General features: G+C 45.9%; 20 protein-coding genes and 1 riboswitch. Of the genes, 7 read left to right on the plus strand and 13 right to left on the minus strand.

Annotated features, from left to right (window positions below; all coding sequences use genetic code 11):
• The first annotated feature begins 4 nt into the window (after window positions 1–4).
• A complete protein-coding gene (locus K8U60_RS13930) occupies window positions 5–706 on the plus strand; it encodes a P-II family nitrogen regulator (protein ID WP_223640992.1) in 702 nt (233 codons plus the stop codon).
• Window positions 707–789: 83 nt separating this feature from the next.
• Here K8U60_RS13930 and K8U60_RS13935 read toward each other — a convergent pair whose 3' ends face one another.
• Window positions 790–2,412 (minus strand): catalase, encoded by a 1,623-nt coding sequence (locus tag K8U60_RS13935; RefSeq protein WP_223640995.1) that lies wholly within the window; start codon window positions 2,410–2,412, stop codon window positions 790–792.
• A gap of 170 nt (window positions 2,413–2,582) precedes the next feature.
• On the opposite strand from K8U60_RS13935, the gene K8U60_RS13940 reads away from it, so the two are divergent.
• Window positions 2,583–3,773 (plus strand): CDP-glycerol glycerophosphotransferase family protein, encoded by a 1,191-nt coding sequence (locus K8U60_RS13940; RefSeq protein WP_223640998.1) that lies wholly within the window; start codon window positions 2,583–2,585, stop codon window positions 3,771–3,773.
• Between the two features lie 76 nt (window positions 3,774–3,849).
• Here the strand turns inward: K8U60_RS13940 and K8U60_RS13945 are convergent, their stop codons facing one another.
• Window positions 3,850–4,605 (minus strand): exodeoxyribonuclease III, encoded by a 756-nt coding sequence (locus tag K8U60_RS13945; RefSeq protein WP_223641012.1) that lies wholly within the window; start codon window positions 4,603–4,605, stop codon window positions 3,850–3,852.
• Window positions 4,606–4,892: 287 nt separating this feature from the next.
• Between K8U60_RS13945 and K8U60_RS13950 the strand changes: the two genes are divergently transcribed.
• The gene (locus K8U60_RS13950; protein ID WP_223641015.1) at window positions 4,893–6,170 is read left to right on the plus strand and encodes an MFS transporter; all 1,278 of its coding nucleotides are present in this window, start codon (window positions 4,893–4,895) and stop codon (window positions 6,168–6,170) included.
• Window positions 6,171–6,388: 218 nt separating this feature from the next.
• On the opposite strand, the gene K8U60_RS13955 is transcribed toward K8U60_RS13950, so the two are convergent.
• From K8U60_RS13955 to K8U60_RS13985, 7 genes are all read right to left on the minus strand, one after another.
• Window positions 6,389–7,183, minus strand: a complete 795-nt coding sequence (locus tag K8U60_RS13955; RefSeq protein ID WP_223641018.1) for a YkuS family protein — start codon at window positions 7,181–7,183, stop codon at window positions 6,389–6,391.
• A gap of 88 nt (window positions 7,184–7,271) precedes the next feature.
• The gene (thiW, locus tag K8U60_RS13960; RefSeq protein ID WP_223641035.1) at window positions 7,272–7,760 is read right to left on the minus strand and encodes an energy coupling factor transporter S component ThiW; all 489 of its coding nucleotides are present in this window, start codon (window positions 7,758–7,760) and stop codon (window positions 7,272–7,274) included.
• Entirely contained in the window at window positions 7,757–8,410 is a 654-nt protein-coding gene (gene thiE / locus K8U60_RS13965; protein WP_317851930.1) for a thiamine phosphate synthase, read from the minus strand. The genes thiW and thiE overlap by 4 nt, the downstream gene beginning before the upstream one ends.
• Entirely contained in the window at window positions 8,394–9,239 is an 846-nt protein-coding gene (gene thiD / locus K8U60_RS13970) for a bifunctional hydroxymethylpyrimidine kinase/phosphomethylpyrimidine kinase (protein ID WP_223641038.1), read from the minus strand. The genes thiE and thiD overlap by 17 nt, the downstream gene beginning before the upstream one ends.
• A gap of 11 nt (window positions 9,240–9,250) precedes the next feature.
• Window positions 9,251–10,021 carry a hydroxyethylthiazole kinase gene (gene thiM / locus K8U60_RS13975; protein ID WP_223641041.1) on the minus strand — a complete coding sequence of 257 codons (771 nt, stop codon included), beginning with the start codon at window positions 10,019–10,021 and terminating at the stop codon, window positions 9,251–9,253.
• A 1-nt stretch (window position 10,022) separates the two neighbouring features.
• Window positions 10,023–10,706, minus strand: a complete 684-nt coding sequence (gene tenA / locus K8U60_RS13980) for a thiaminase II (protein ID WP_223641044.1) — start codon at window positions 10,704–10,706, stop codon at window positions 10,023–10,025.
• 83 nt (window positions 10,707–10,789) lie between these two features.
• Window positions 10,790–10,893: riboswitch (TPP riboswitch) on the minus strand.
• 22 nt (window positions 10,894–10,915) lie between these two features.
• A complete protein-coding gene (locus tag K8U60_RS13985) occupies window positions 10,916–12,040 on the minus strand; it encodes an ABC transporter ATP-binding protein (RefSeq protein WP_223641047.1) in 1,125 nt (374 codons plus the stop codon).
• Between the two features lie 248 nt (window positions 12,041–12,288).
• Between K8U60_RS13985 and K8U60_RS13990 the strand changes: the two genes are divergently transcribed.
• From K8U60_RS13990 to K8U60_RS14000, 3 genes are read left to right on the plus strand one after another with little or no spacing between them, the layout of a single operon-like run.
• The gene (locus K8U60_RS13990) at window positions 12,289–13,611 is read left to right on the plus strand and encodes an ABC transporter substrate-binding protein (protein ID WP_223641062.1); all 1,323 of its coding nucleotides are present in this window, start codon (window positions 12,289–12,291) and stop codon (window positions 13,609–13,611) included.
• Between the two features lie 16 nt (window positions 13,612–13,627).
• Entirely contained in the window at window positions 13,628–14,539 is a 912-nt protein-coding gene (locus K8U60_RS13995; protein WP_223641065.1) for a carbohydrate ABC transporter permease, read from the plus strand.
• Window positions 14,540–15,466 carry a carbohydrate ABC transporter permease gene (locus tag K8U60_RS14000; RefSeq protein WP_317851931.1) on the plus strand — a complete coding sequence of 309 codons (927 nt, stop codon included), beginning with the start codon at window positions 14,540–14,542 and terminating at the stop codon, window positions 15,464–15,466.
• 290 nt (window positions 15,467–15,756) lie between these two features.
• Here K8U60_RS14000 and rlmN read toward each other — a convergent pair whose 3' ends face one another.
• Complete coding sequence (gene rlmN, locus K8U60_RS14005; protein ID WP_223641068.1) at window positions 15,757–16,830, minus strand: dual-specificity RNA methyltransferase RlmN; 1,074 nt, start codon at window positions 16,828–16,830, stop codon at window positions 15,757–15,759.
• A gap of 155 nt (window positions 16,831–16,985) precedes the next feature.
• Here rlmN and K8U60_RS14010 point away from each other — a divergent pair, with 155 nt between their 5' ends.
• The gene (locus tag K8U60_RS14010; RefSeq protein WP_223641071.1) at window positions 16,986–17,453 is read left to right on the plus strand and encodes a VOC family protein; all 468 of its coding nucleotides are present in this window, start codon (window positions 16,986–16,988) and stop codon (window positions 17,451–17,453) included.
• A 313-nt stretch (window positions 17,454–17,766) separates the two neighbouring features.
• Here the strand turns inward: K8U60_RS14010 and K8U60_RS14015 are convergent, their stop codons facing one another.
• From K8U60_RS14015 to K8U60_RS14025, 3 genes are all read right to left on the minus strand, one after another.
• Window positions 17,767–19,281: an acetyl-CoA hydrolase/transferase family protein gene (locus K8U60_RS14015; protein WP_223641074.1), complete on the minus strand. Its 1,515-nt coding sequence runs from the start codon at window positions 19,279–19,281 to the stop codon at window positions 17,767–17,769.
• Window positions 19,282–20,291: 1,010 nt separating this feature from the next.
• Complete coding sequence (locus K8U60_RS14020) at window positions 20,292–20,936, minus strand: LytTR family DNA-binding domain-containing protein (RefSeq protein ID WP_223641077.1); 645 nt, start codon at window positions 20,934–20,936, stop codon at window positions 20,292–20,294.
• Window positions 20,937–21,033: 97 nt separating this feature from the next.
• Window positions 21,034–22,536, minus strand: a complete 1,503-nt coding sequence (locus K8U60_RS14025) for an acetyl-CoA hydrolase/transferase family protein (protein WP_223641080.1) — start codon at window positions 22,534–22,536, stop codon at window positions 21,034–21,036.
• Window positions 22,537–22,687: the final 151 nt, after the last annotated feature.

Consider the following 22,687-nt stretch of genomic DNA (forward strand, 5'->3'; position numbering starts at 1 on the left):
ACCTATGACTCTCAATCACAGACTAATGATCGCCATCGTCAAAAGAGGCCATTCACGCGAAGTGATCGCCGCCGCCAAAAAAGCAGGGGTTGATGGCGCAACTATCATCTATGGCGAAGGCATCGGCAGAAATGAAAAACCTACATTTTTAGGCCTTCCGGCTACCCATGAAAAAGATGTGATTTTTTTCGCATTGGATGGGGACAATGAAAAAGCAGTCGCAGAGGCCGTCTCGGAAGCCGGAAAATTAGGAAAGCCTGGTTATGGCCTGGGCTTCACTGTGCACCTCAGCAAATTGCTTGGTGTTCCTCATTTATCCGAACGCATGGATGACCGAAAAAGAAAGAGAGGTGCTACGGAATTGGAATCTGAATTAAAGGATTTTCAATTGATTGTAACGATTGTAAACTCAGGAGACTCAGCAGCAGTGGTTAAAGCTGCAGCCAAAGCCGGTGCCGAAGGCGGAACAATCCTGAATGGGCGCGGGACAGGAGTCAACGAGCAGCAGAAGTTCATGAATTTTACAATCGATCCGGAAAAAGATGTCGTATTGACACTGGTTCCAAGCAGCTATGCAGAAGAAGTGGTCAAGTATATCGAGCAGGCTGTCGATTTGAATGCCCCCGGCAAAGGCATCGCCTTTCTCTTGGATGTCGAAAAAGTTTTTGGAGTCAATCATTCTTCACTTGGCAACCTGGAACAATGACAAGAAAGCCTGATAAAACCATTACACTTAAATACCGAAAAAGCACCGGCAAGCCATGGAGGCTTGCCGGTGCTTTAAAATTGTTAATATGGTTTAGCTTCATGTCCTTTTGCAGCCGCCCCTTGCGCTACTTTATTGGCAGCGGGTTGACCGTATACTTTTGGTCCTGCCTTTTTCATTTCTTCGTTTTCTTTAATCTTTTGCTCCATGTTCTCACGGACGCGGCGGCCATACTCTTCATCCGCCTGAGTGAAGTGATAGATCATTTCTTCCTGGATCCGAGGATCGCATACCGATAATGCATCTCCCAGATTATTGATCAGCTCTTCGCGTTCCCAATCTTCAAAGCTGCGGTAAGTCTCACCCGCTTGCCCATAGTTATTGGTGCGATCAATCGGTGCTGATACGACTTTTGCGTTATATGCCGGTTCGTGAGCCGGCGTCTTGCTTGAATCCGCTTCTGTAAAGCCGCCAAGAACAGAGGGTTCATAGTTGATGGACGGATTTGAAGGGTTTTCGTCAGGATTCTTCACATCCATTGCTCCACGCTGCTGATTGGTTGCCACACGTTTCTTCGGTGCATTGACCGGCAACTTCAAGTAATTGGCTCCAACACGGTAACGCTGCGTATCAGAATAAGAGAATGTGCGTCCCTGCAGCATCTTGTCGTCCGAGAAATCCAGACCATCCACAAGAACACCTGTACCGAATGCCGCTTGTTCAATTTCAGCGTGATAATCGACCGGATTTCGGTCCAATACCATTTTTCCTACTGGAAGGAACGGAAATTTATCCTGAGGCCATAATTTTGTATCATCCAGCGGATCGAAATCCAATTCCGGATGTTCATCATCACTCATGATTTGGACAAATAATTCCCATTCCGGATAATCCCCGCTTTCAATCGCTTCATAAAGATCCTGTGTTGCATGTCCGACGTTTTCCGCCTGGATTTCAGAAGCTTCTTTCTGTGTGAGGTTGCGGATGCCTTGCTTCGGCTCCCAGTGATACTTAACCAAGACAGCTTCTCCCTTATCGTTGACCCACTTGTAAGTGTTGACTCCAGATCCCTGCATATGGCGATAAGTTGCCGGAATGCCCCATGGTGAAAACAGGAATGTAATCATGTGGGTCGCTTCTGGTGAACGGGCAACAAAGTCGAACATGCGCTGTGGATCTGCGACATTTGACGCTGGATCTGTTTTAAAGGCATGAATCATATCCGGGAATTTCATCGCATCACGGATAAAGAATATTTTAAGGTTGTTGCCGACCAAGTCCCAGTTGCCGTCCTCTGTATACATTTTAACTGCAAATCCGCGAGGGTCGCGATCGGTTTCCGGTGAATGCCTGGATCCTGCCACAGTCGAAAAGCGCACCATCAACGGTGTCTGTTTCCCTGCACCTGAAAATACTTTTGCGCGGGTATATTTTTCTACCGGCTCATCGCCGACTTTTCCATAAGTTTCAAAATAACCAAATGCACCTGCGCCACGCGCGTGGACAATTCGCTCGGGAATCTCTTCACGGTCGAAATGTGAGATTTTTTCAACGAAATGATAATTTTCAAGTGTAGCAGGGCCCCGGTTGCCGACAGTTCGCATATTCTGATTGTCTCTGATCGGATGGCCTTGGCGGTTCGTCAATGTTTCTTCACTTTCGCCTGTGCCCATTTTCTTCTTTTTCTCTTCATTACTCTCTTTCATCAATATCCTCCTCTGCAATGTGCTATCACCTAATATTCTTCCCACTTTTCAAGAAAATAAACGCCTATCCAGAAAGTAATTGAAAAATTAGTTTCTTAGTGAAGATAGACAAAGGCAGCGTTATATGAAAAACTAAAGTAATGACAACCAGTAGAAAGCAGGGCTTATAGATGAGTGTAGAATTAAAAGAAAAAGGAAGATGGGATCCCTTGATGGTATTTGCCAAAGTTTCAGCCGCATACCTCCTCTCCTTCTTCATGAAGAAAAAAAATGGAAAGAAAATCGCTTTAGTGGGAGGGAATCTTGGTGAAAAATATGAAGACAATGCTGCTGTGTACCATAAGTACTTGTTGAATAACCATAAAGACCAGGTGACGGCCTATTGGATGTACGATCCAAAGACTTCCTATGCTCAAAAGCAAAAAATCGAAAATGCAGTTCCACTTGGAAGCTTTAAAAATTATCTGCTTTTTTTTCGGGCAGATTACACATTTCATGGACATTCTCTTCTTTACGACATCGTTCCAGCCGCCGATAAATTTCTATTCCTTAACCGGAAAACCATCATTACCCATGTCAGCCACGGCATTGAGGGATTCAAGAAAATCCTGATCCAAAAAGAAGATGTTCCATTGTTGAAGCGTACTGATTACTTTAATTGTGCCTCTCAATACGAGTATGAACTAAAGCTCAATAAGTGGAAAATCCCCGAGCAGAAGTTGATTATAACCGGATTTCCACGCTTCGATCGTTATCCGCCGAATCAGCCTTCCACGGAAGTCAAAAATATTTTGATGATGATGACCTGGCGCGAATGGCTTTTTGACTTGACGAAAGAAGAATTTATCGACAGTGTTTACTTTAAGAGCACCGTAGGTTTATTGAAGCATGAAGGCATTCAAAAACTGCTTTCTGATCACGATCTCAAACTGAATATCGCCTTGCATCCTTTCATGAAAAAGTTTGAAAAGTATTTTACCGGACTGACAGACAACGAACATGGCATCAGATTCCTGGACTTCAATCAAGAAACCATCGAATATTCAATCGATCACAACGATATGCTGTTGACGGACATCACCAGTGTATCCTGGGATTTTCTTTACCTGAATAAACCCATTATTTTCTATATGTTCGATCAGCAAGAGTATTTGGAAAAAAGAGGGACTTACTTGAATATGGATACGGATTTATACGGGTATAAAGCAAATTCAATCGACCATGTATATGAGTATCTCAAAAAAATTATCGAGGAAAAAATAACATATAATGCTTGGTATCCAAAGGCAACTGACTATATCGATTACTTCGATCAAGACAACTGTAAACGCCTTACGAAGCGGGTCATGAACCTATCATAGTCTTACGTGATAGTTTCACGTGAAACTATTCAGGAAATTTATAAAGTTAAAAACACACTCAAATTGAGTGTGTTTTTTATAATTCTATCTGCAGTTCGACTGGGCAGTGATCTGATCCCCATACATCCGCATGGATTTTTGCGTTGCTCAAATGCGGCAGCAACTTTTGGGAAGCGAGGAAATAATCGATTCTCCACCCAACATTCTTTTCACGGCAATTGGAACGGTACGACCACCAGGAATAGAAGCCAGTTTTTTCCGGGTGAAAATAACGGAAGGTATCCACAAATCCGCTTGCCAAAAATTGCGTCATTTTTCCGCGCTCCTCAGGAGTAAACCCTGAATTTTTCTTATTGGCTTTTGGGTTCTTCAAGTCGATTTCTTCATGGGCGACATTCAAATCACCACATAAAATAACGGGTTTGTGGGCTTCCAGCTTTTTCACAAATGATAAGATGGCATCTTCCCAAAGTAGACGATAGTCCAAACGAAGCAAGCCGTGCTGGGAATTCGGGGTATAGACCGTTACCACATAATGGCCTTCGAACTCCAATGCAATCAGCCGTCCCTCGGTATCATGTTCTTCCAATCCCAGGCCGTATTGAATCGATAAAGGTTGTTGTTTTGTAAAGATTGCTGTACCTGAATAACCCTTTTTATGGGCATAATTCCAATATGTATAGTAGCCGGGTAAATCCATTTCTATTTGGCCTTCCTGTAATTTAATTTCCTGCAGGCAAAACACATCGGCATCTGTTGCTGCAAAGAAATCCATGAAGCCTTTTTTCATCACAGCTCGAAGTCCGTTGACATTCCATGAAATTAGTTTCAAAAATAACCCTTCTTTCTTTTCATACACTAGTTTAAACACTCTCCCACCAGAACACAACAAATGAGCTACGCCCTGCTCCATTCAAGAAATCTTTATTCAGCAAGCCTTATTTGTTTCAGCTTAGAAAATTGTATATGTTTAAAAATGTAAAATTTCTGTATTTTTTTAAACATTCTGCATCATTTTCAAACACCTTCTTGTACAATGAAGTTATCTGACAAAGAGAAGCGGACCCTGGATAAAAGCATGTCCATGGTTCGCTAAAGCAGGGCAAAGGGGATAGAACGATGAAAAAGTTTTCGAAAGAAGAAAAAAGCTGGGCTTTATACGATTGGGGGAGTTCCGCCTACTCCATCATCATCACGACAGCAGTTTTCCCCATTTATTATAAAGCATCTGCTACTGAAGCCGGTGTCAGTTTATCCGATTCGACGGCTTACTTGGGCTACACGATTGCGATTTTCACATTTATTTTGGCGATGATCGGCCCTATACTGGGAACCATTGCTGATTACCAGGGCATGAAGAAAAAGTTTTTTACCGCCTTTTTCCTGTTGGGCACCATCTCTACCGCCCTACTGGCATTTGTCCCAAGTGAAAACTGGTTATTGATGCTGATCTGTTATGTCTTCGCGGCTCTCGGAGCGACCGGTGCCAACTTGTTCTATGACGCATTTATTGTCGATGTCACTACAGAAAAACGGATGAACAGCGTTTCTGCCTTTGGCTACGGACTTGGCTATATTGGCTCAACCATCCCATTTATCCTATCGATTGCCATCATCCTGCTGGCTCAAAATGGCGTATTGCCCATTTCTGCCACCGTTGCCAGCCGCATTGCTTTTTTGATTACCGCCGTTTGGTGGGCTTGCTTCTCACTTCCAATGTTCCGCCATGTTAAGCAAATCCATTATATCGAGCGAGAACCTAATCCTGTCCATCAAAGTTTTAAGCGGCTCGGAAAAACCATCAAAGAAATACGCCAGTACCGTGCGTTATTCCTGTTCCTGATTGCTTACTTCTTTTATATCGACGGAGTCGGCACAATCATTTCCCTCTCCACAGCGTATGGGACTGATTTGGGGCTTAGCGCCACCAACCTCCTCATTGTCCTGTTTGTCACCCAGGTTGTAGCTGCTCCATTTGCCATCCTTTACGGGCGGTTGGCAAATCGGTTCACCGGCAAGAAAATGCTGTACGTAGGAATCTGCGTGTATATTGTGGTCTGTATTTATGCCTTTTTCTTAGAAACCATTACGGATTTCTGGATCTTGGCTATGCTCGTCGCTACCAGCCAGGGTGGCATTCAGGCACTCAGCCGTTCTTATTTCGGCAAGTTGGTGCCGAAAGAAAATTCAAACGAATTTTTCGGCTTCTATAATGTTTTCGGTAAATTCGCCGCAATCACAGGTCCCCTGCTTGTAGCAGTCACCTCACAAGTGACCGGCAATTCAAGCATGGGTGTATTCAGCCTGGTGATCCTATTCGTTATCGGTCTCATCGTCCTGTCCCGCGTGCCCGAACCAAAACCGCACGAGCCAGTAGATAAGGTGGCAGCTGAGTAGGAAAAGCGGAAGCAGCCGCACAGCTCCGACAGGCATAAACGGTCTGGCGAAGCGGCGTCCTTTCCCGCACAGCCAGAGTGGCTTATGACCCAAGCAGTTGGCCGTTGGAGCTGGACAACACGAAAAGCGGAAGCAGCCGTTTAGCCCCGACAAGCACCACAATCAACCCCAAATAAAAAGGTGTCCGCCAATCCATCTGGCGGACACCTTTTTCGGTATTAATTTTTATTTTTATCTTCAGCCTTTACAGTTACGCTGCCGGTGCTGTCTTTTTGCACAGATGCATCGCCAAGTTCAACAACTTCGATGCCGCTTTTTTCTTTATCGGCTTCCTTGTCGGCTTTTTTGATTTCTTTTTCTACCGCTTTTTCGGCTTTTTCATGTTCTTTTTCAGCCTTTTCTTGCTCTTTTGCTTCTTTTTGGACGACTTTTTCTTGTTTCTTCAACTCTTTTTCTTCCTGTTTTTCAACACGTTTTGCTTTAAGCTCATCAGCTTTGCCTTTAGCTTTTTCAGTAATGCCGCTAGTCTTATCTTTGAGTTGATTGGCTTTTTCTTTCACTTGATCCATTGCGCCGCCTGAACTTTCATCGTTCCCGTCCTTAGAGCTGGACGCCTTTTCTTTAACGATTTCCTGAAGTTCCTTACCGCTCTTTGGAGCGAACAATAGACCTGCTGCTGCACCGATAACTGCACCGGTTGCTGCACCAGCTAAGAAACCGCCGCCTCCGCCGCTTTCTTTACGTTCAGCTTCTGTTGGCTGCGGCGCTTGGATCTTACCGCCGCGCACAAGACGCTCTTCCACTTCTTCTACGATTTCGTACAGCGTACGTCCTTTAGCTTCAACGAGTGACACGCTCATGTGATAGTCAGCTAAATCTTCCTGATCTCTCACAACGATGACGTCATAATCGGTTGAATCCGATTTATCTTCCAGCATCTCTGCTTGGTACCCTTTTTTCTCTAATGCTTCACGTACTGACGTAAATGGATGTTCGACTGCAATTTTCACCATGTTCTGTCCACTCCCTTTTCAAAAGTCTATATTTCACTGTTTCCCCTCAATTGCGAAATTATAAACTTCTTTCTAAAAATTCGGTAATTTACTGCCAGATTTTTATTCTGTCCGTATTCATCAAGCGAGCCGCCAGAACAATGCCCAATACAGCACCGCTCAAGCTGGAAATGAAGAATGGAGGAATAAAAAATAATGCCCCAAACTCTGTACCCAGCAAAAGCTTGGCATAAGGTACGGCAACCAAGGAAGCGATTATTCCCGTACCCACTACTTCCCCTAAAGCAGCAATCCAGATTTTTCCGAACCTCGCATACATGAGTCCAGCCAGCAAAGCCCCGATCATTCCTCCAGGAAAAGCCAATAGAGATCCGGTCCCTGTCAAAATTCTGACGACACCCGTCAAAAAAGCGATCACTACCGCCGGACCGGGTCCAAAAAGAACCGCGGCGATAACATTGATGGCATGCTGGATTGGATATGCACGAGCAATTCCAGCTGGAAAATAAACAAAAGCAGATCCAGCCACTCCGATAGCGACGAACATCGCCATCAAGATGAGTTTTCTTGTCTTCATTTCCCTGCACCTTCTTTACAGGAAGACTGGAAGGCAGCAATTTGCGCTGCAATATCTTCTGCTTCCGCTATAGCGGATATCACGGCAATCCCTGAAACACCGGATTGCCATACGTGATTGGCATTATCGGGTGTGATCCCGCCGATTCCCACAATCGGCAAGTCCGGAAACTCATTTTTGACGAGTAGAATTTCTTTGACGCCGGCAGGCTTTTTCGCATCCGCCTTGGAGGTCGTCCCGAAGACCGGGCCCATTCCGATATAATCCGCTCCGTCCTTCACAGCCGTTCGCGCTTCTTCCAGGGAGTGGACGGAAACGCCCAGAAGTTTTTCCTTGCCGATCATTTTACGGGTCTGTCCAGCAGCCAGATCGTCCTGCCCGATGTGCACCCCATCCGCTCCAACTTGGCATGCCAGGTCGACCAGGTCGTTGATGATGAACGGAACACCATATTCACTGCATAGTTGTTGGCATTGTTCAGCGAATTCAACCAATGTTGCACCCGTCAAAGCTCCCACCCCTTTTTCTCTCAACTGAAAATGGGTGATGCCGCCTTTCAAAGCCGCCTCCAATACTTCCACCAGATTTCTTTTTCCCGAATTTCGGGAGCCCATTATAAAATAGATGGCCGGTTTATCGGAAAACTTCAATGTTCGCCACCTCCCTGTTTTTTTCAAGTCTTGCTTTATACGCGGCATGATTGGTTGGTCCATGCCCCGAACCGATATTCAACGGTTCACTGAGCGCAGCCTGGATGAATTGCTTTGCCGTATGGACAGCATCCTGCAGTTCCTGTCCTTTGGCCAACTGTGCGGTCACGGCCGCTGCAAAGGTGCAGCCTGTCCCATGTGTCTGATCCGTTGCAACCCGGGTTGAGCGGTACAACAGCGATTCTCCGTTATCCTGCAATAAGTAATCCTCTGCATATTCAGGGTCGCTCCCATGTCCGCCTTTGATGACGACAGCCTCAGCTCCCAGCGATAAAATCTTTTCAGCAGCCCGCCGGCGGCTGAAGGAATCTGTGATTGCGATGCCTGTCAGCGCTTCTGCCTCCGGGATGTTCGGCGTTACCAGCAAAGCCAGCGGCAGCAAGTGGACTTTAAGCGCTTCCACTGCCTCCTGCTGCAACAAATTGGCACCGCCCTTCGCAATCATCACCGGGTCTACTATCAGATTTCCCCACCCATACTCTCGAACGGCCGCAGCATTTTCCTTAATGATTTCCGGATTGAACAGCATGCCCGTTTTCACAGCCGCAATCTCGAAATCACTTCCCACTGCCTTCAATTGCGTCTTTACAGCCTGAGACGACATTGGGTAGATGTCTGTGACTCCCGTCGTATTCTGAGCCGTCACGGCCGTGATTACAGATGTGCCATAGACACCGAGCTCCTGAAATGTTTTCAGGTCCGCCTGGATCCCGGCGCCTCCTCCAGAATCCGATCCGGCTATCGTCAACGTTTGTGGAATTTTACTCATAGTATTTCCTCCTATAAATAGACATGTTCTTTCACTTCACTGTCCGTCAGCCTGGCAAGTTGATTGAGGAAAGCGACTTGAAAATCCCCTGGAAGAACTGCAGACTTCGCGGCCTTCTGTCCAGCAATCGCATAAAAGTGCAGCGCATTGCCGACAGTCTTTAAAGGATCCTCTGGTTGGACTGCCAAGGCTGCAGCCACAATACTGCTGAGCAAACAGCCCGTTCCCGTAATCGAAGCCATGATCGGATCACCAAAAGAAATTTCCGTTACACTTTTTCCGTCTGTGACAATATCCGTTTTTCCAGTGACTGCGACTACCAACCCTAATTTCTGAGCAGTGGAGACGGCAAGTTCTCTGACGTCCAGGAGCCCTTCTCCGGCATCAACACCTTTTGACTGCCACTGTTTCCCGGCTATAGCTGCAAGCTCTCCTGCGTTGCACCGAAGGACGCTGACGTCAACTGTGTCCAGAATTTCGCGGACCGCCTGCTTTCGAAAGTTACTGGCTCCTACGCCGACAGGATCCAGGACCACAGGTATTCCCAGCCGATTGGCCGATACTCCGGCAATCAGCATACTTTTCAAAGATTGTGCATGTAAAGTTCCGATATTCAACGACAACGCCTTCGACATTGCAGCAAGTTCTGCCGCTTCTTCAGGTGCTTCTCCCATGACCGGGGATGCACCGATCGCCAGCAGCCCATTGGCTTGAAAATTGGAAACAACATGATTGGTGATGCAATGGACAAGCGGATTTTCACTTCTTATCTGCTGGAGCATATTAGACACCTACTTTGTCGATGGAATCTACGGACCAGGATTCTTTTTTCCAAGCCTGATCCCAGAAATTCCATTCATAATAGCTGCTCTTCCGGAAACGGTTTTTCAACTCCTGCCGGCGCGTTTCCGGCAGCCCTTCTGCCAGCCTGTCCATACGGGCAATCTGTTCGTTGACTAATGCCCCAAACTCCTCGGAACCATAAGTTGCGATCCACCGGTTGTAGATCGGATGATCGGGTTCCGCATTTTTCAACCGCTCTCCAATTTCGTAATAAAGCCAGTAGCAAGGTAAAATGGACGCCAGCACATCCGCTAAATCGCCTTCGGATGAGCGGTACATATGCGATACATAGGCGTAAGCGGTCGGAGAAGGTTCAAAAACAGTCCACTCTTCTTCAGTGACTTCGAGAATTTCCATGAACGATTCATGAAGCGCCAGCTCAGCACTGCAGGTATGTGCAGAATGGATGGCAAAACGCTGAGTGGTTTCCAGATCTGCAGCTTTGGATGCGCCAATAGCCTGCACTTTCGCAAAATGCGTCAAATAATAGGCATCCTGCATTACATAAAAGCGAAATCTATCAATCGGCAACGTCCCGTCTTCGATTCCTTTCACAAATGGGTGATCAAAACTAGCTTGCCACAGGGTGTCGCATTCTTTTCTTACTTCTTTGCAAAATGTCATTTCTCCATCTCCTTTTCTTCCACAAAACAAAAAACACCGCTTCCCAGTAAAGGGAAGCGGCGTATGCAGTCGATAATGGAAATAGCAGACGGCCGCCACTTCCCTCCGCTGGTATGATCCAGATCAGGTTCAAAGGGTCCAGGCTTATGCCCGTCTCAGCCGATATCCGGCTCCCCTAGTGGTGTTTTTTAGTTGTGTTTTCGAAATCACTATATCATAGTTTCAGAAAATTCTACAGCTTTTATGCGATTTCCCGTTTCCGCATCAAAAAAGTGTACGTGGCTCATATCAAAAGCAAGCGTTGCCGTATCACCCGCTTCAATTGTGGTAGAAGCATCAATGCGTGCGATGAATTCCTGATCCGCATATACGGCATAGAGGATGGTTTCAGCCCCTGTCAATTCAGAAACTGTAATGGTCGCTTCGAATTCACTTGCTGGGAAACCCGACAAATCTTCGTTATTGACATGAATATGTTCCGGCCGGATGCCTAAAGTCACCGCCTTGCCATCATACCCTTCATTTCTCAGCATCGTCATTACAGATGAGGGAATATCAATCACTTTATCCCCCATCAAATAGGTACCTTTATCAATTCTTCCTTCAAAAAAGTTCATCGCAGGAGAACCGATAAAACTGCCTACAAACCGATTTTCCGGGAAATCATACACTTCTTTCGGAGAGCCGACCTGTTGGATTAACCCATCCTTCATAACCACGATCCGGCTGGCCATCGTCATGGCTTCCGTCTGATCGTGCGTTACATAAATAGTGGTGGTTTTCAGCCGCCTGTGCAATTTAGCAATTTCGGCACGCATTTGGACTCTCAATTTGGCATCCAGATTGGACAGCGGCTCATCCATCAGAAAGACCTTAGCGTCACGAACTATGGCACGGCCAAGAGCTACACGCTGGCGCTGCCCGCCCGACAACGCTTTCGGTTTTCTGTCCAAAAATTCCTCCAGGCCAAGGATTGCGGCAGCTTCATCGACACGACGCTTAATTTCCGCCTTTTTGAACTTCCGGAGCTTCAGTCCAAACGCCATGTTTTCATAGACTGACATATGCGGATACAAAGCGTAATTCTGGAAGACCATCGCAATATCGCGTTCCTTCGGCTCTACCTCATTCATCCGTTTGCCATCTATATGAAATTCACCTTCTGTTATTTCCTCTAAGCCGGCTATCATCCGAAGAGTGGTTGATTTTCCGCATCCTGACGGTCCGACAAAAACGATGAATTCTTCATCTTTAATATGGAGAGTGAAATTTGACACGGCAAGAGCACCTTTATCATACCTTTTCCCCAGATTATTAATTTCAATCTCTGCCATTTCGCATTCTCCTTTCCCGCTATTTTATTCTTAATTATAGTCAATTGTCGGTAAATTACAAATACCTATTGGAATTTCAAATAGAAGTGATGTATACTCCTTATTATTAAGTAAATAGAATATTTAGTTAATAAGATATAAATGAGATGGACTTCACTGTGCTCCGGTTCGTTGGATTCCGAGAATCACTTCGTAAGTCGAAGATTTTCAGAACTACATCATAATTTTATAAAAAGGAGTGTCATCCAATGAAAAACATACGAATTTCCATGCTTCTTCTGACAATCCTGACTCTGACGCTAAGTGGCTGCGCCGGCTTCCAGACCAGCAACAATGAAGAAGCCAATGTTAACGAAGATGGCAAAACAGTCGTTGATTTCTGGTCTTTCTGGGGTTCGGAACTCAGACGCCCCATCATTGACAAAATCGTCGCTGACTTCAATGAATCCCAGGATGAAATCGAAGTCAGACATACGTACAGCCCTTGGGGAGACATCTGGACCAAAGAGCTGGCTGCCATTGCAGCGGGCAATCCTCCTGATGTCGTAATCAATGACATCAACGCTACTGCAATCCGCGGCAAGGAAAATCAGGCCATGAACCTTTCAGAATTCATCGATGAAGATTTCTCAGAAAAATTCTATCCTGAACTTTGGGAGGCTACGCTCTATGAAGGCGATTCTTACGGCATCCCTTTCAATACTGATACGCGCGTCCTCTTCTATAACAAAGACGCCTTTGAAGAAGTCGGTCTGGATCCGGAAGATCCACCGGAAACATGGGCAGAACTGGAAGAATACGCAACTAAGCTGGATGTAAAGGAGAATGGGGAGTATGACCGCCTCGGCTTCTATCCTCTTTGGGGAGTCGGTTACGATGTCTGGCTGCTGAATGCCAACGGCCAAAACTATTTCGGTGAAGACAATAATACAGATACAGTCAACATCAATACAGAAAGAAATGTTGAAGTTTTGAACTGGCTGAAATCTTGGAGAGAAAGAATCGGGGAAGATGTCGTCAATTCATACCAGGCTCAAATCGACAGTCAGCAGGGAAATCCTTTCTTCAGCGGTGATTTGGCTATGATCGTGCAACAGCCGACTTTCTACCAGCAAATCAGCGAATATGCGGAAGACCTGAATTTCGGTGTAGTGCAGCTTCCTGAATACGAACCGGGCAGCGGCCACACGAGTTGGGGCGGCGGTTTCGTAGCTGAAATTCCTGAAGGATCAAGCGATCCGGAAGCCGCATGGGAGTTTATCGAATATCTGACAGGTAAAGAAGCACAGACATACTGGGCAGTGGAAAACTTTGATAATATTGCTAATATCGAAGCGGCAGAAGCAGCTTCAGAATCCGATGAGTTAACGGAAGAAGGCCAGATGGTCTATCAGATTGCAGTTGAAAGCATGGAAGATACTTTGCTCACACCAGCTCCTGTGGAAGCACCAGGGTTCTACAATTACATCAATCCGCAAGTCGATGAATTCTTCTTGGGCCAAAAGACAGCCGAAGAAGCACTTGCACAAGCGGAAGAGGATGTGAAAAATTTAATCGAGGAAAACCAGTGAGCTAGGAGGAAATCCCATGGGAAAAAGAAAATTGACCATGAGGCGTAAGGAAAGCATATACGGCTATATTTTCATTTTGCCGTTTATTGTCGGATTCTTCGCTTTCACTGCCGGACCTTTATTGTTTTCTTTAGCAGGAAGCTTCACAGACTATAATATTACATCACAGATGAATTTCACCGGAGTGGAAAACTACCAATCGCTCATCACGGAAGATGGTCTTTTTCGGACTTCCCTTTGGAATACAATTTATTACGTTGCGTTTTCCGTCCCTTTGACAACAATAGGCGCTATTTTCATTTCTTCGCTGTTGAATCAGCAGGTCCCAGGCATCCGTTATTTCCGGACCTTGTATTATTTGCCCGCTGTACTGTCAGGTGTCGGCGTTTACCTGCTTTGGATGCAATTGCTTGAACCTGGAACCGGGATGGTCAATCTCGTTCTTGGCTGGGTCGGCATCGACGGTCCGAACTGGCTGTATGATCCGGATTGGACCAAGCCATCCTTAATTTTGATGAAACTTTGGAGTGTCGGCGGATCAATGCTCCTCTATCTTGCCAGTATGCAGGGGGTTTCAAAAAATCTCTATGAAGCAGCTGAAATTGATGGAGCGAGCAGATTGCGCCAATTTTTCCATATTACAATTCCCATGATTACTCCAGTCATATTTTTCGATGTAGTCACCAGCACGATTGGAGGCTTCCAGATTTTCCAGGAAGCCTACATCATGTCAGGGAACGGTGAAGGCGGACCTGCAAATTCCCTGCTGTTCTACAACCTTTATATGTGGAATCAAGCCTTCGAGAATTTCAACATGGGCTATGCCATGGCAATGTCCTGGATTTTATTTGTTATCGTCTTTGTTTTGACAATCATCAACCTGAAGCTGGCTCCTCGCTGGGTACATTACGAAGGAGAGGAGAAATAAATGGCTAAAACCAACGAAGAAACCAAGTTTCTTGATGAAGAAGATAAAATCGAAAACCGATCTGTCCCCAACACAAAATTGCGCTATTTGGAACACCGTGGAAACCGGAATAATATGTGGCGGATATTCAATTTCGTCTTGCTGGCTGCAGGAAGCCTACTGATCCTGTCGCCACTTTGGTGGATGTTCGCCACGTCACTAAAGACCATGGCAGAAGTCATGTCCTATCCGCCGTCCTTCTTCCCGGAATCCTGGGAATGGACCAATTATATACGCGCCTGGAACGCCGCACCTTTTACCACCTATACCATTAACACAATCACGATTACGACCTTTGTGGTGATCGGCAGTGTCATGGCGAATTCGTTCATTGCTTACGGCTTTGCCAAGATACCTTTTCGGGGGAAGAGTATTTGGTTCGCCATTGTGCTATCGACCATGATGATTCCCGGATTTGTAACGCTCATTCCGCAATACATCCTATTTTCCAATTTGGGCTGGGTCAACACGTATTACCCGTTGATTGTCCCGCATTTCTTTGGAAGCGCATTTTACATTTTCCTGCTCCGGCAATTCTACATGACCATTCCAACTGAATTGATCGAAGCCGCTAAAATGGAAGGGGCAAGCCATTTCTATATCTGGTGGAAAATCGGCCTTCCTTTAACAAAGCCGGCACTTGCAACTGTTGTAATTTTCTCGTTCAACGGCGCTTGGAATGATTTCCTCGGACCGTTGCTTTACTTAAATGATGAAAATCTCTATACCCTGCAGCTTGGGCTAGCGGTATTCAAAGGACAGCTCAGTACACAATGGAATTACCTGATGGCCGGATCGCTTCTCGTGCTCCTTCCCGTCATTCTGCTGTTCTTCTTTTTTCAGAAGTACTTTATCCAAGGAATCAACCTGTCGTCTGGCGGGAAATAGGAAAAGCGGAAGCAGCCGTTCAGCTCCGAAAGGCATAAGACAGGCTGGTGAAGCGGCATGTTTTCAGCCGCATAGCACGAAAAGTGAAAGTGCCTGCTCAGCTCTGACCGGCATAAGGCGGACCAGCAGTGCGGCGTTCTTTGCCGCGCAGCTGGTCCGCCTTATGACCCGAAGAGCTAGGTACTTGAAACTGGACACCAGATTGGCTTATGATCCGAGGAGTTGGCTGCTGGAGTCTGGACAATAAGAAAAAGCGTTCCTGAAATTTCAGGAACGCTTTTTTTATATTATTAGACGGTTGCTACTTTTTTCTCTTTTTTGATTTGCTTGCTTCGTAATTGTCCACAAGCTGCATCGATGTCGGCGCCTTGCTCGTGGCGGACACCGCAGTTGATGCCTTTCTTTTTCAGAGCATCATAGAAAGCAGTGATCGCTTCCGGCGTGCTTTGCTGATACTGATCGTGCTCATCAACTGAATTGTAGGGAATCAGGTTGACGTATGACAGATGACGTTTGTCTTCCAGCAATTTCGCCAATTGATTCGCTTCTTCAACATGGTCATTAACGTCGCGCAATAAAATATACTCAAACGTGATGCGGCGGTTGGATTTCTCCAGGTAATAATCGATGGATGCCATCAATTTTTCAATCGGATAAGCTTTATTGATTTTCATGATGCGCGTACGCAATTCATTGGTCGGCGCATGGATTGAAATGGCCAAGTTCACTTGCAGGCCTTCGTCTGCATAGTCGTAGATTTTCGGTACGATACCGCTTGTCGATACCGTAATGTGGCGAGCTCCGATAGCCAAACCTTTTTGTGAGTTGACGATGTTCAGGAAGCCCATCAAGTTCGTGTAGTTATCGAACGGTTCGCCGATACCCATTACGACAATATGGCTGACACGCTCGTCTTTTTGCTGGGAGTCGAAATGCGCTTGTACCTGCATGATCTGTTCAACGATTTCGCCCGCATTTAAATCGCGGCTCTTTTTCAAAAGTCCGCTGGCGCAGAAACTGCAGCCGATGTTGCAGCCAACCTGTGTCGTTACACAGACCGAATTTCCGTATTTGAAGCGCATCAATACAGTTTCAATCAAGTTGCCGTCCTGCATTTGGAACAGGAATTTAATCGTGCCGTCTGCCGATTCCTGCTTAACGGTTTCTTTCAAAGTGCGGATCGCAAAGTTATCTTCAAGCAATTGAATGCAATCCTTCGAAAGATTGTTCATCTCTGAAAATTCGGTGACGCGTTTAATATACAGCCAATCCCATACCTGTTCCGCACGGTATTTTTTCTGGCCGTTTTCTAAAAACCATTCTTTTAACTGATCTATCGTTAATCCATAGATGGAATTTTTCATTTTAGTACCCTCATTTCAAATTTCACAATTGCTTATTATAATACTAAAAATAACGCTTGACAACAACTATTTTTGTTTAGACAGAAAACTCTGATTTAAATAGTGCTTATTCTGCTTCTTGTATGGGTAGAGAATGATAGGAAGGAGTGGATTTTATGAGCACCATTACACATGTGGGACTTGCCGTTCCCGACTTGAATCGAGCCATCGATTGGTACAAAAAAGTGTTTGATTTCTATATATTGGCTGGTCCGTTCGACTTTAATGCTGAGGAAGAAGCGAGTGCCATGACATTGGATTTGCAAGGAAGCGAGCTGAAGAAGATGCGCAACGTCCACCTGATGTCTTCAGGCGGCGTCGGCATCGAGCTTTTTGAATTCCAGGATCCTACATATTACAGCGATCATTACTCACCACATGCCGGTTTTATCCACATATGTCTGGTTGTCGATGATCTTGTCGGAACCATCGAAAAAGCCGTGCAGCATGGTGGTAAACAACGCAGTAAAATCTGGAATATCAATAAAGGCAAACCTCATTATTTGGTTTATACTGAAGACCCTTTCGGCCATGTGGTTGAACTGTACACTCGCAGCACTTCTGAAATCTATGGAAACAAGTAATTGAAAAAACCAGACAGCTTATTTAGGCTGTCTGGTTTTTCTAAGTTATCGGGTGTTTTCGCTTTTCTTTATTGTCCAGACTCCGGCAGCCAGCCCCTCGAGTCGCTTCAGCCCTACCTGCAATGGCAAAGAACGCCATTACCGGTAAGGCTTCCAGCGCTTGTCGGGGCTAGACGGCTGCCTTCGCTTTTCTTTTGTCCAGCTCCAGCGCCCAGCTCTTTGGGTCATAAGCCACTCTGGCTATGCGGCAAAGTACGCCGCTTCGCCAGATCGTCTTATGCCCGGCAGAGCTACACGGGCGCTTCCGCTTTTCTTATACCAATTGCTCTTTCTTCTGTAGCATTGTGCCGTTTTTCGCTAAATCGGCGTGCCATGAGAATGCTTTTTCCAACACATGCGGTGTTTGTCCGCCGCGTGTCAAAGCTTCGTCGTAATACTCGCGAAGTTGAGTGCGGTACGACGGGTGTACGCAGTTTGCAAGGATGACTTCTACACGTTCACGTGGAGCCAGTCCGCGAAGATCTGCATATCCTTGCTCTGTTACTACCACATCCACATCGTGTTCTGTATGATCCACATGGGATACAAACGGTACTACGCTTGAAATGTTTCCGTTTTTGGCAATTGATTTTGTGACAAAAATCGCCAAACGGGCATTTCGTGCGAAATCACCTGAACCCCCGATGCCGTTCATCATTTTCGTACCAGATACATGCGTGGAGTTGACGTTTCCATACATATCGAATTCCAAAGCAGTATTGATTGAAATCAATCCGAGTCGACGGATAATCTCAGGATGGTTTGAGATTTCTTGAGGACGCATCACGATTTTCTCACGATAGTTTTCAAATTCAGCAAAAACCTGCTTCATTTTCGGTTCAGATAATGTAATTGAACAGCAAGATGCGAAACTTACTTTTCCGGCATCCATCAAATCAAAGACAGCGTCTTGAAGAACTTCCGAGTATACTTCCAAATCTTTGAATTCAGAGTCGATCATGCCATGCAAAACAGCATTCGCTACAGATCCAATTCCTGACTGCAAAGGAGCTAATTTTTCTGTCAAACGGCCTGCACGAATTTCAGAACGCAGGAACTCAAGCAAATGGTCAGCCATAATTTTTGTTTCTTCATCCGGCGGTACAATGTTTGAAGGAGAATCCAATTGCTCAGTGAACACAATGCCTCTGACTTTTTCCATATCGATCGGAATTCCGATGGTACCGATACGCTGATCTGCAGCAGTTAATGGAATCGGCGAACGCTCGCCTTGCTTGCCGGTATCATAGATGTCATGAACCCCTTCAAACCATTCAGGCTGTGCCATGTTGATTTCTAGAATGATGTTCTTAGCATGTTTTGCAAAAATAGCATTATTTCCGACAGAAGTTGTCGGAATGATCATGCCATCTTCCGTAATGGACAGAGCTTCTAAAATTGCAAAATCAATCGATTCTGTCACTCCAGAGCGAATCCATTCTGAAGTATGCGATAAGTGATGGTCCACAAACAGCATTTCACCGTCGTTGATTTTCTTGCGCATTGCTGGTTCTGCCTGGAATGGCAAACGTTTGTTGACAATTCCCGCTTCCGCGAACAATCGATCGATGTCTGAACCTAAAGAAGCGCCTGTGAAAACATTAACTTTAAAGCTTTCATCTTCCGCACGTTTAACTAATGCCAAAGGAACCGCTTTCACGTCTCCAGCGCGTGTAAACCCACTAAGACCCAATGTCATTCCATCCTGTATCCATGAAGCTGCCTCTTCTGGTGTAACCACCCGGTCCTGTAATTGTTTCGCTTTGATGCGCTCAAGTTTCTTTTCCATTGTAATCACTCTCTTTCAAATTTTAGTTTTAAATAATGCTCGCTTGATAAAGCGTTTTCATGAGCGGCCGCTCAGTTGAAAATCGCAATCCGTACAAAAATGGGTATAGTTTTTCATTATCTATCAACAACTTAATTATTAGATAATTTTAACTTGTTTTGATATGTTATTGAGCTTTGCAGATTGGAAAAGAGTTTATTTCTGCCAAGCAGTTAAAAAGGCGATTGAAGCAGCATATTTTTAATAACGCAAAAAAGCATCGAGACAATCCTTGAAAGGATTGTACCGATGCTTAGCATTTTTCAGTTCCAGCAGGAGCGGGCGCTTTTCTTGTCCAGCTCCAGCACCCAGAACCTCGGGGTCTTAAGTCAATTTGCCTGTGCGGCACAAAACGCCGCTTCGGCAAACCGCCTTAAGCCTGTCGGTTCTACATGGGCGCTTCCGCTTTTCTATGTTGTCCAGACTCCAGCGCCCAGCTCTTTGGGTCATAAGCCAACCCAGCTGCGAGGCAAAGAACGCCACACTGCTGGTCTGTCTAATGCCCGGCAGAGCTAAACGGGCGCTTCCGCTTTTCTATGTTGTCCAGACTCCAGCGCCCAGCACGTTGGGTCATAAGCCAACCCACCTGCGTGGCAAAGAACGCCACACTGCTGGTCTGTCTAATGCCCGGCAGAGCTAAACGGGCGCTTCCGCTTTTCTATGCTGTCCAGTTGCAAGTGCCTAGCTCTTCGGGATGTAAGCCACTCTGGCTGTGCGGCTGAAAACATGCCGCTTCGCCAAAAAACTTACTGCTCCTGCAGCACTTCATGCTTCGTCGCAAAGAGATGGCTCAAACTACCTTTGAACCATCTCTTTCCTGTTAGAGCTGAACAGGCACTTTCACTTTTCTATTGTCCAGCTCCAGCGCCCAGATTCTAGGGTCATAAGCCAACCCAGCTGCGTGGCAAAGAACGCCACACTGCTGGTCTGTCTTATGCCCGCCGAATCTAGATGGGCGCTTCCGCTTTTCTTTAGAACCCCAATAGTTTTCTGAAGTAGCTGGAATAGGACTGACTGACGGGGATTCGCTCTCCGTTATTCATTGCCAGGACGAATGTGGAATGGGTATCCGGATAAATTTCTTCTATATGATGTACGTTGACGATAAACGAACGATGGCACCGGATGAACGATTCACGGGGCAGCAGGAATTCAAATTCCTGAAGGGAGTTTTTATTGGTTCCGGAATAACCCTCAGCATGGACATGGGTTTTGCGGTCCTTCACTTCCAGATACTTAACTTCGGTAAAAGGAATCGGTTTCCAGCCATCGGGGCTTTTCACCGTCACAACGGACTTTCCTTCCGTAAATGCTGGATAGATGGCCATGACACAGCCCTGCAGTTCCCCTTCGTGTTCAAACGGTACAGCCATTCCGTGGTAAGGGACGCCGAAAATTTCCCGATTGATGAATTCGGAAGTTTTCTGATTCGACAGCAGCGCTTTATGTGCGATGGTCCCCGGCTTCACCTGGTCTCCTGATTTTATTTTCAGATCTACACGCTTGCTCGGCCTGTAATAGATATATTCTTTTGTGTTGGTCACAGCTATTGAAATTTCGTCAGAGAATAATTCCCCCATGACATCCAATAGTGAACCTAGTGTAAAGCTCTCCATTATAACCCTCCTGTTTCAACTCAATGCTTTGATTATACACGAAAAGCCCTTCTTCTATTAGAAAAACCAGCCCTTCGCAAGGACTGGTTTTGTACGATTATTCAGAAATGAGCATTGTTCCATTTTCCATTAAATTAGTGTGCCAGGAAAAGGCTTTTTCCAGCACATGAGGCGTCTGCCCTCCACGCAGCAGTGCTTCCTCATAATAAGCCTGCATTTGGTCCCGGTACATCGGGTGGACACAGTTCTCGATGATCAGAGGCACCCGCTCACGCGGAGCGAGTCCGCGCAAGTCCGCGTAGCCCTGCTCGGTCACGACAACATCGACATCGTGCTCGGTATGGTCTACATGCGTGGCGAATGGGACTACGCTTGAGATGATGCCGCCTTTGGCAATTGATTTTGTAACAAAGATGGACAAACGGGCATTGCGGGCAAAATCACCGGACCCACCGATGCCGTTCATCATTTTAATGCCGGACACATGGGTCGAGTTTACATTGCCGTAAATATCGAATTCCAGTGCTGTATTAATGGAAATCAAACCGAGACGGCGAATCAATCCTGGATGATTCGTAATTTCCTGCGGACGCAAGATGATTTTATCCCGGTACTCGCCAAAGTTTCCGAATACCTGCTTCATCTTCTCCTGAGACAGCGTAATCGAGGAAGCGGAAGCGAACTTCACCTTTCCTGCATCCATCAAATCGAAAACCGCATCCTGGAGAACTTCTGAGTATACGTCCAACTCATTGAATTCAGACTCGATCAAGCCGTGAAGAACGGCATTCGCAACCGAACCGATTCCCGACTGCAGAGGAGCGAGTCGATTGGTCAACCTCCCCGACTTCACTTCCGCTCGCAGGAAATCCAATAGATGGCCAGCCATCACTTCCGATTCGGCATCGGGCTGAAGAATAGTGGAAGGGGAATCCTGCTGTGCAGTAAAGACAATGCCCCGGACCTTTTCTGGATCTACTGGTATCCCGATTGTTCCGATGCGGTCATCGACACGAGTCAATGGAATGGGCGAACGCTGCCCCTGCATTCCCGGTTCGTAAATATCATGGATTCCTTTAAACAATTCAGGCTGTGACAGGTTGATTTCCACTATGACATTTTTGGCATGTTTTACGAAAACCGATGAATTCCCGACCGATGTCGTTGGAATGATCATGCCATCTTCTGTGATTTCCAAAGCTTCGATTACCGCAAAGTCGATCGGTTCAATGACACCTGCCCGAATCCATTCAGCGGTCTGGGACAGATGGTGGTCGACAAACAGCAGATCGCCGCTGTTTATCTTTCTTCGCATCACCGGATCTGCTTGGAAGGGCAAACGCTTATGGATGATCCCCGCTTCTGCCATGAGTTTATCGACATCCGAACCCAGCGAAGCGCCGGTAAAGACATTCACTTTAAACTTCTCTGTTTCTGCACGGCGAATCAATGCATACGGTACGGCTTTGGCATCGCCAGCACGCGTGAATCCACTTAGCCCTAACGTCATTCCATCTTCGATCCAAGAAGCTGCCTCTTCGGGAGAGACAACCCGATTCTGTAATTCGATAGCCTTTATACGACGAAGTTTTTTGTCCACCTTTATCACCCTTCAAAAACTTTAGTTTTTAAAGCTTTTCCATTTATTACGTCTTATTCCCTGATCTCTAAAAATCAACCAAACTTTTTCCTAACTGCGTTTGCCCTCTCCTCTTACTAAAATATAATAAAGTATTTTATCTTTGCTTAAG

The sequence above is a fragment of the Planococcus circulans genome, assembly GCF_020023385.1.
GTDB lineage: Bacteria > Bacillota > Bacilli > Bacillales_A > Planococcaceae > Planococcus.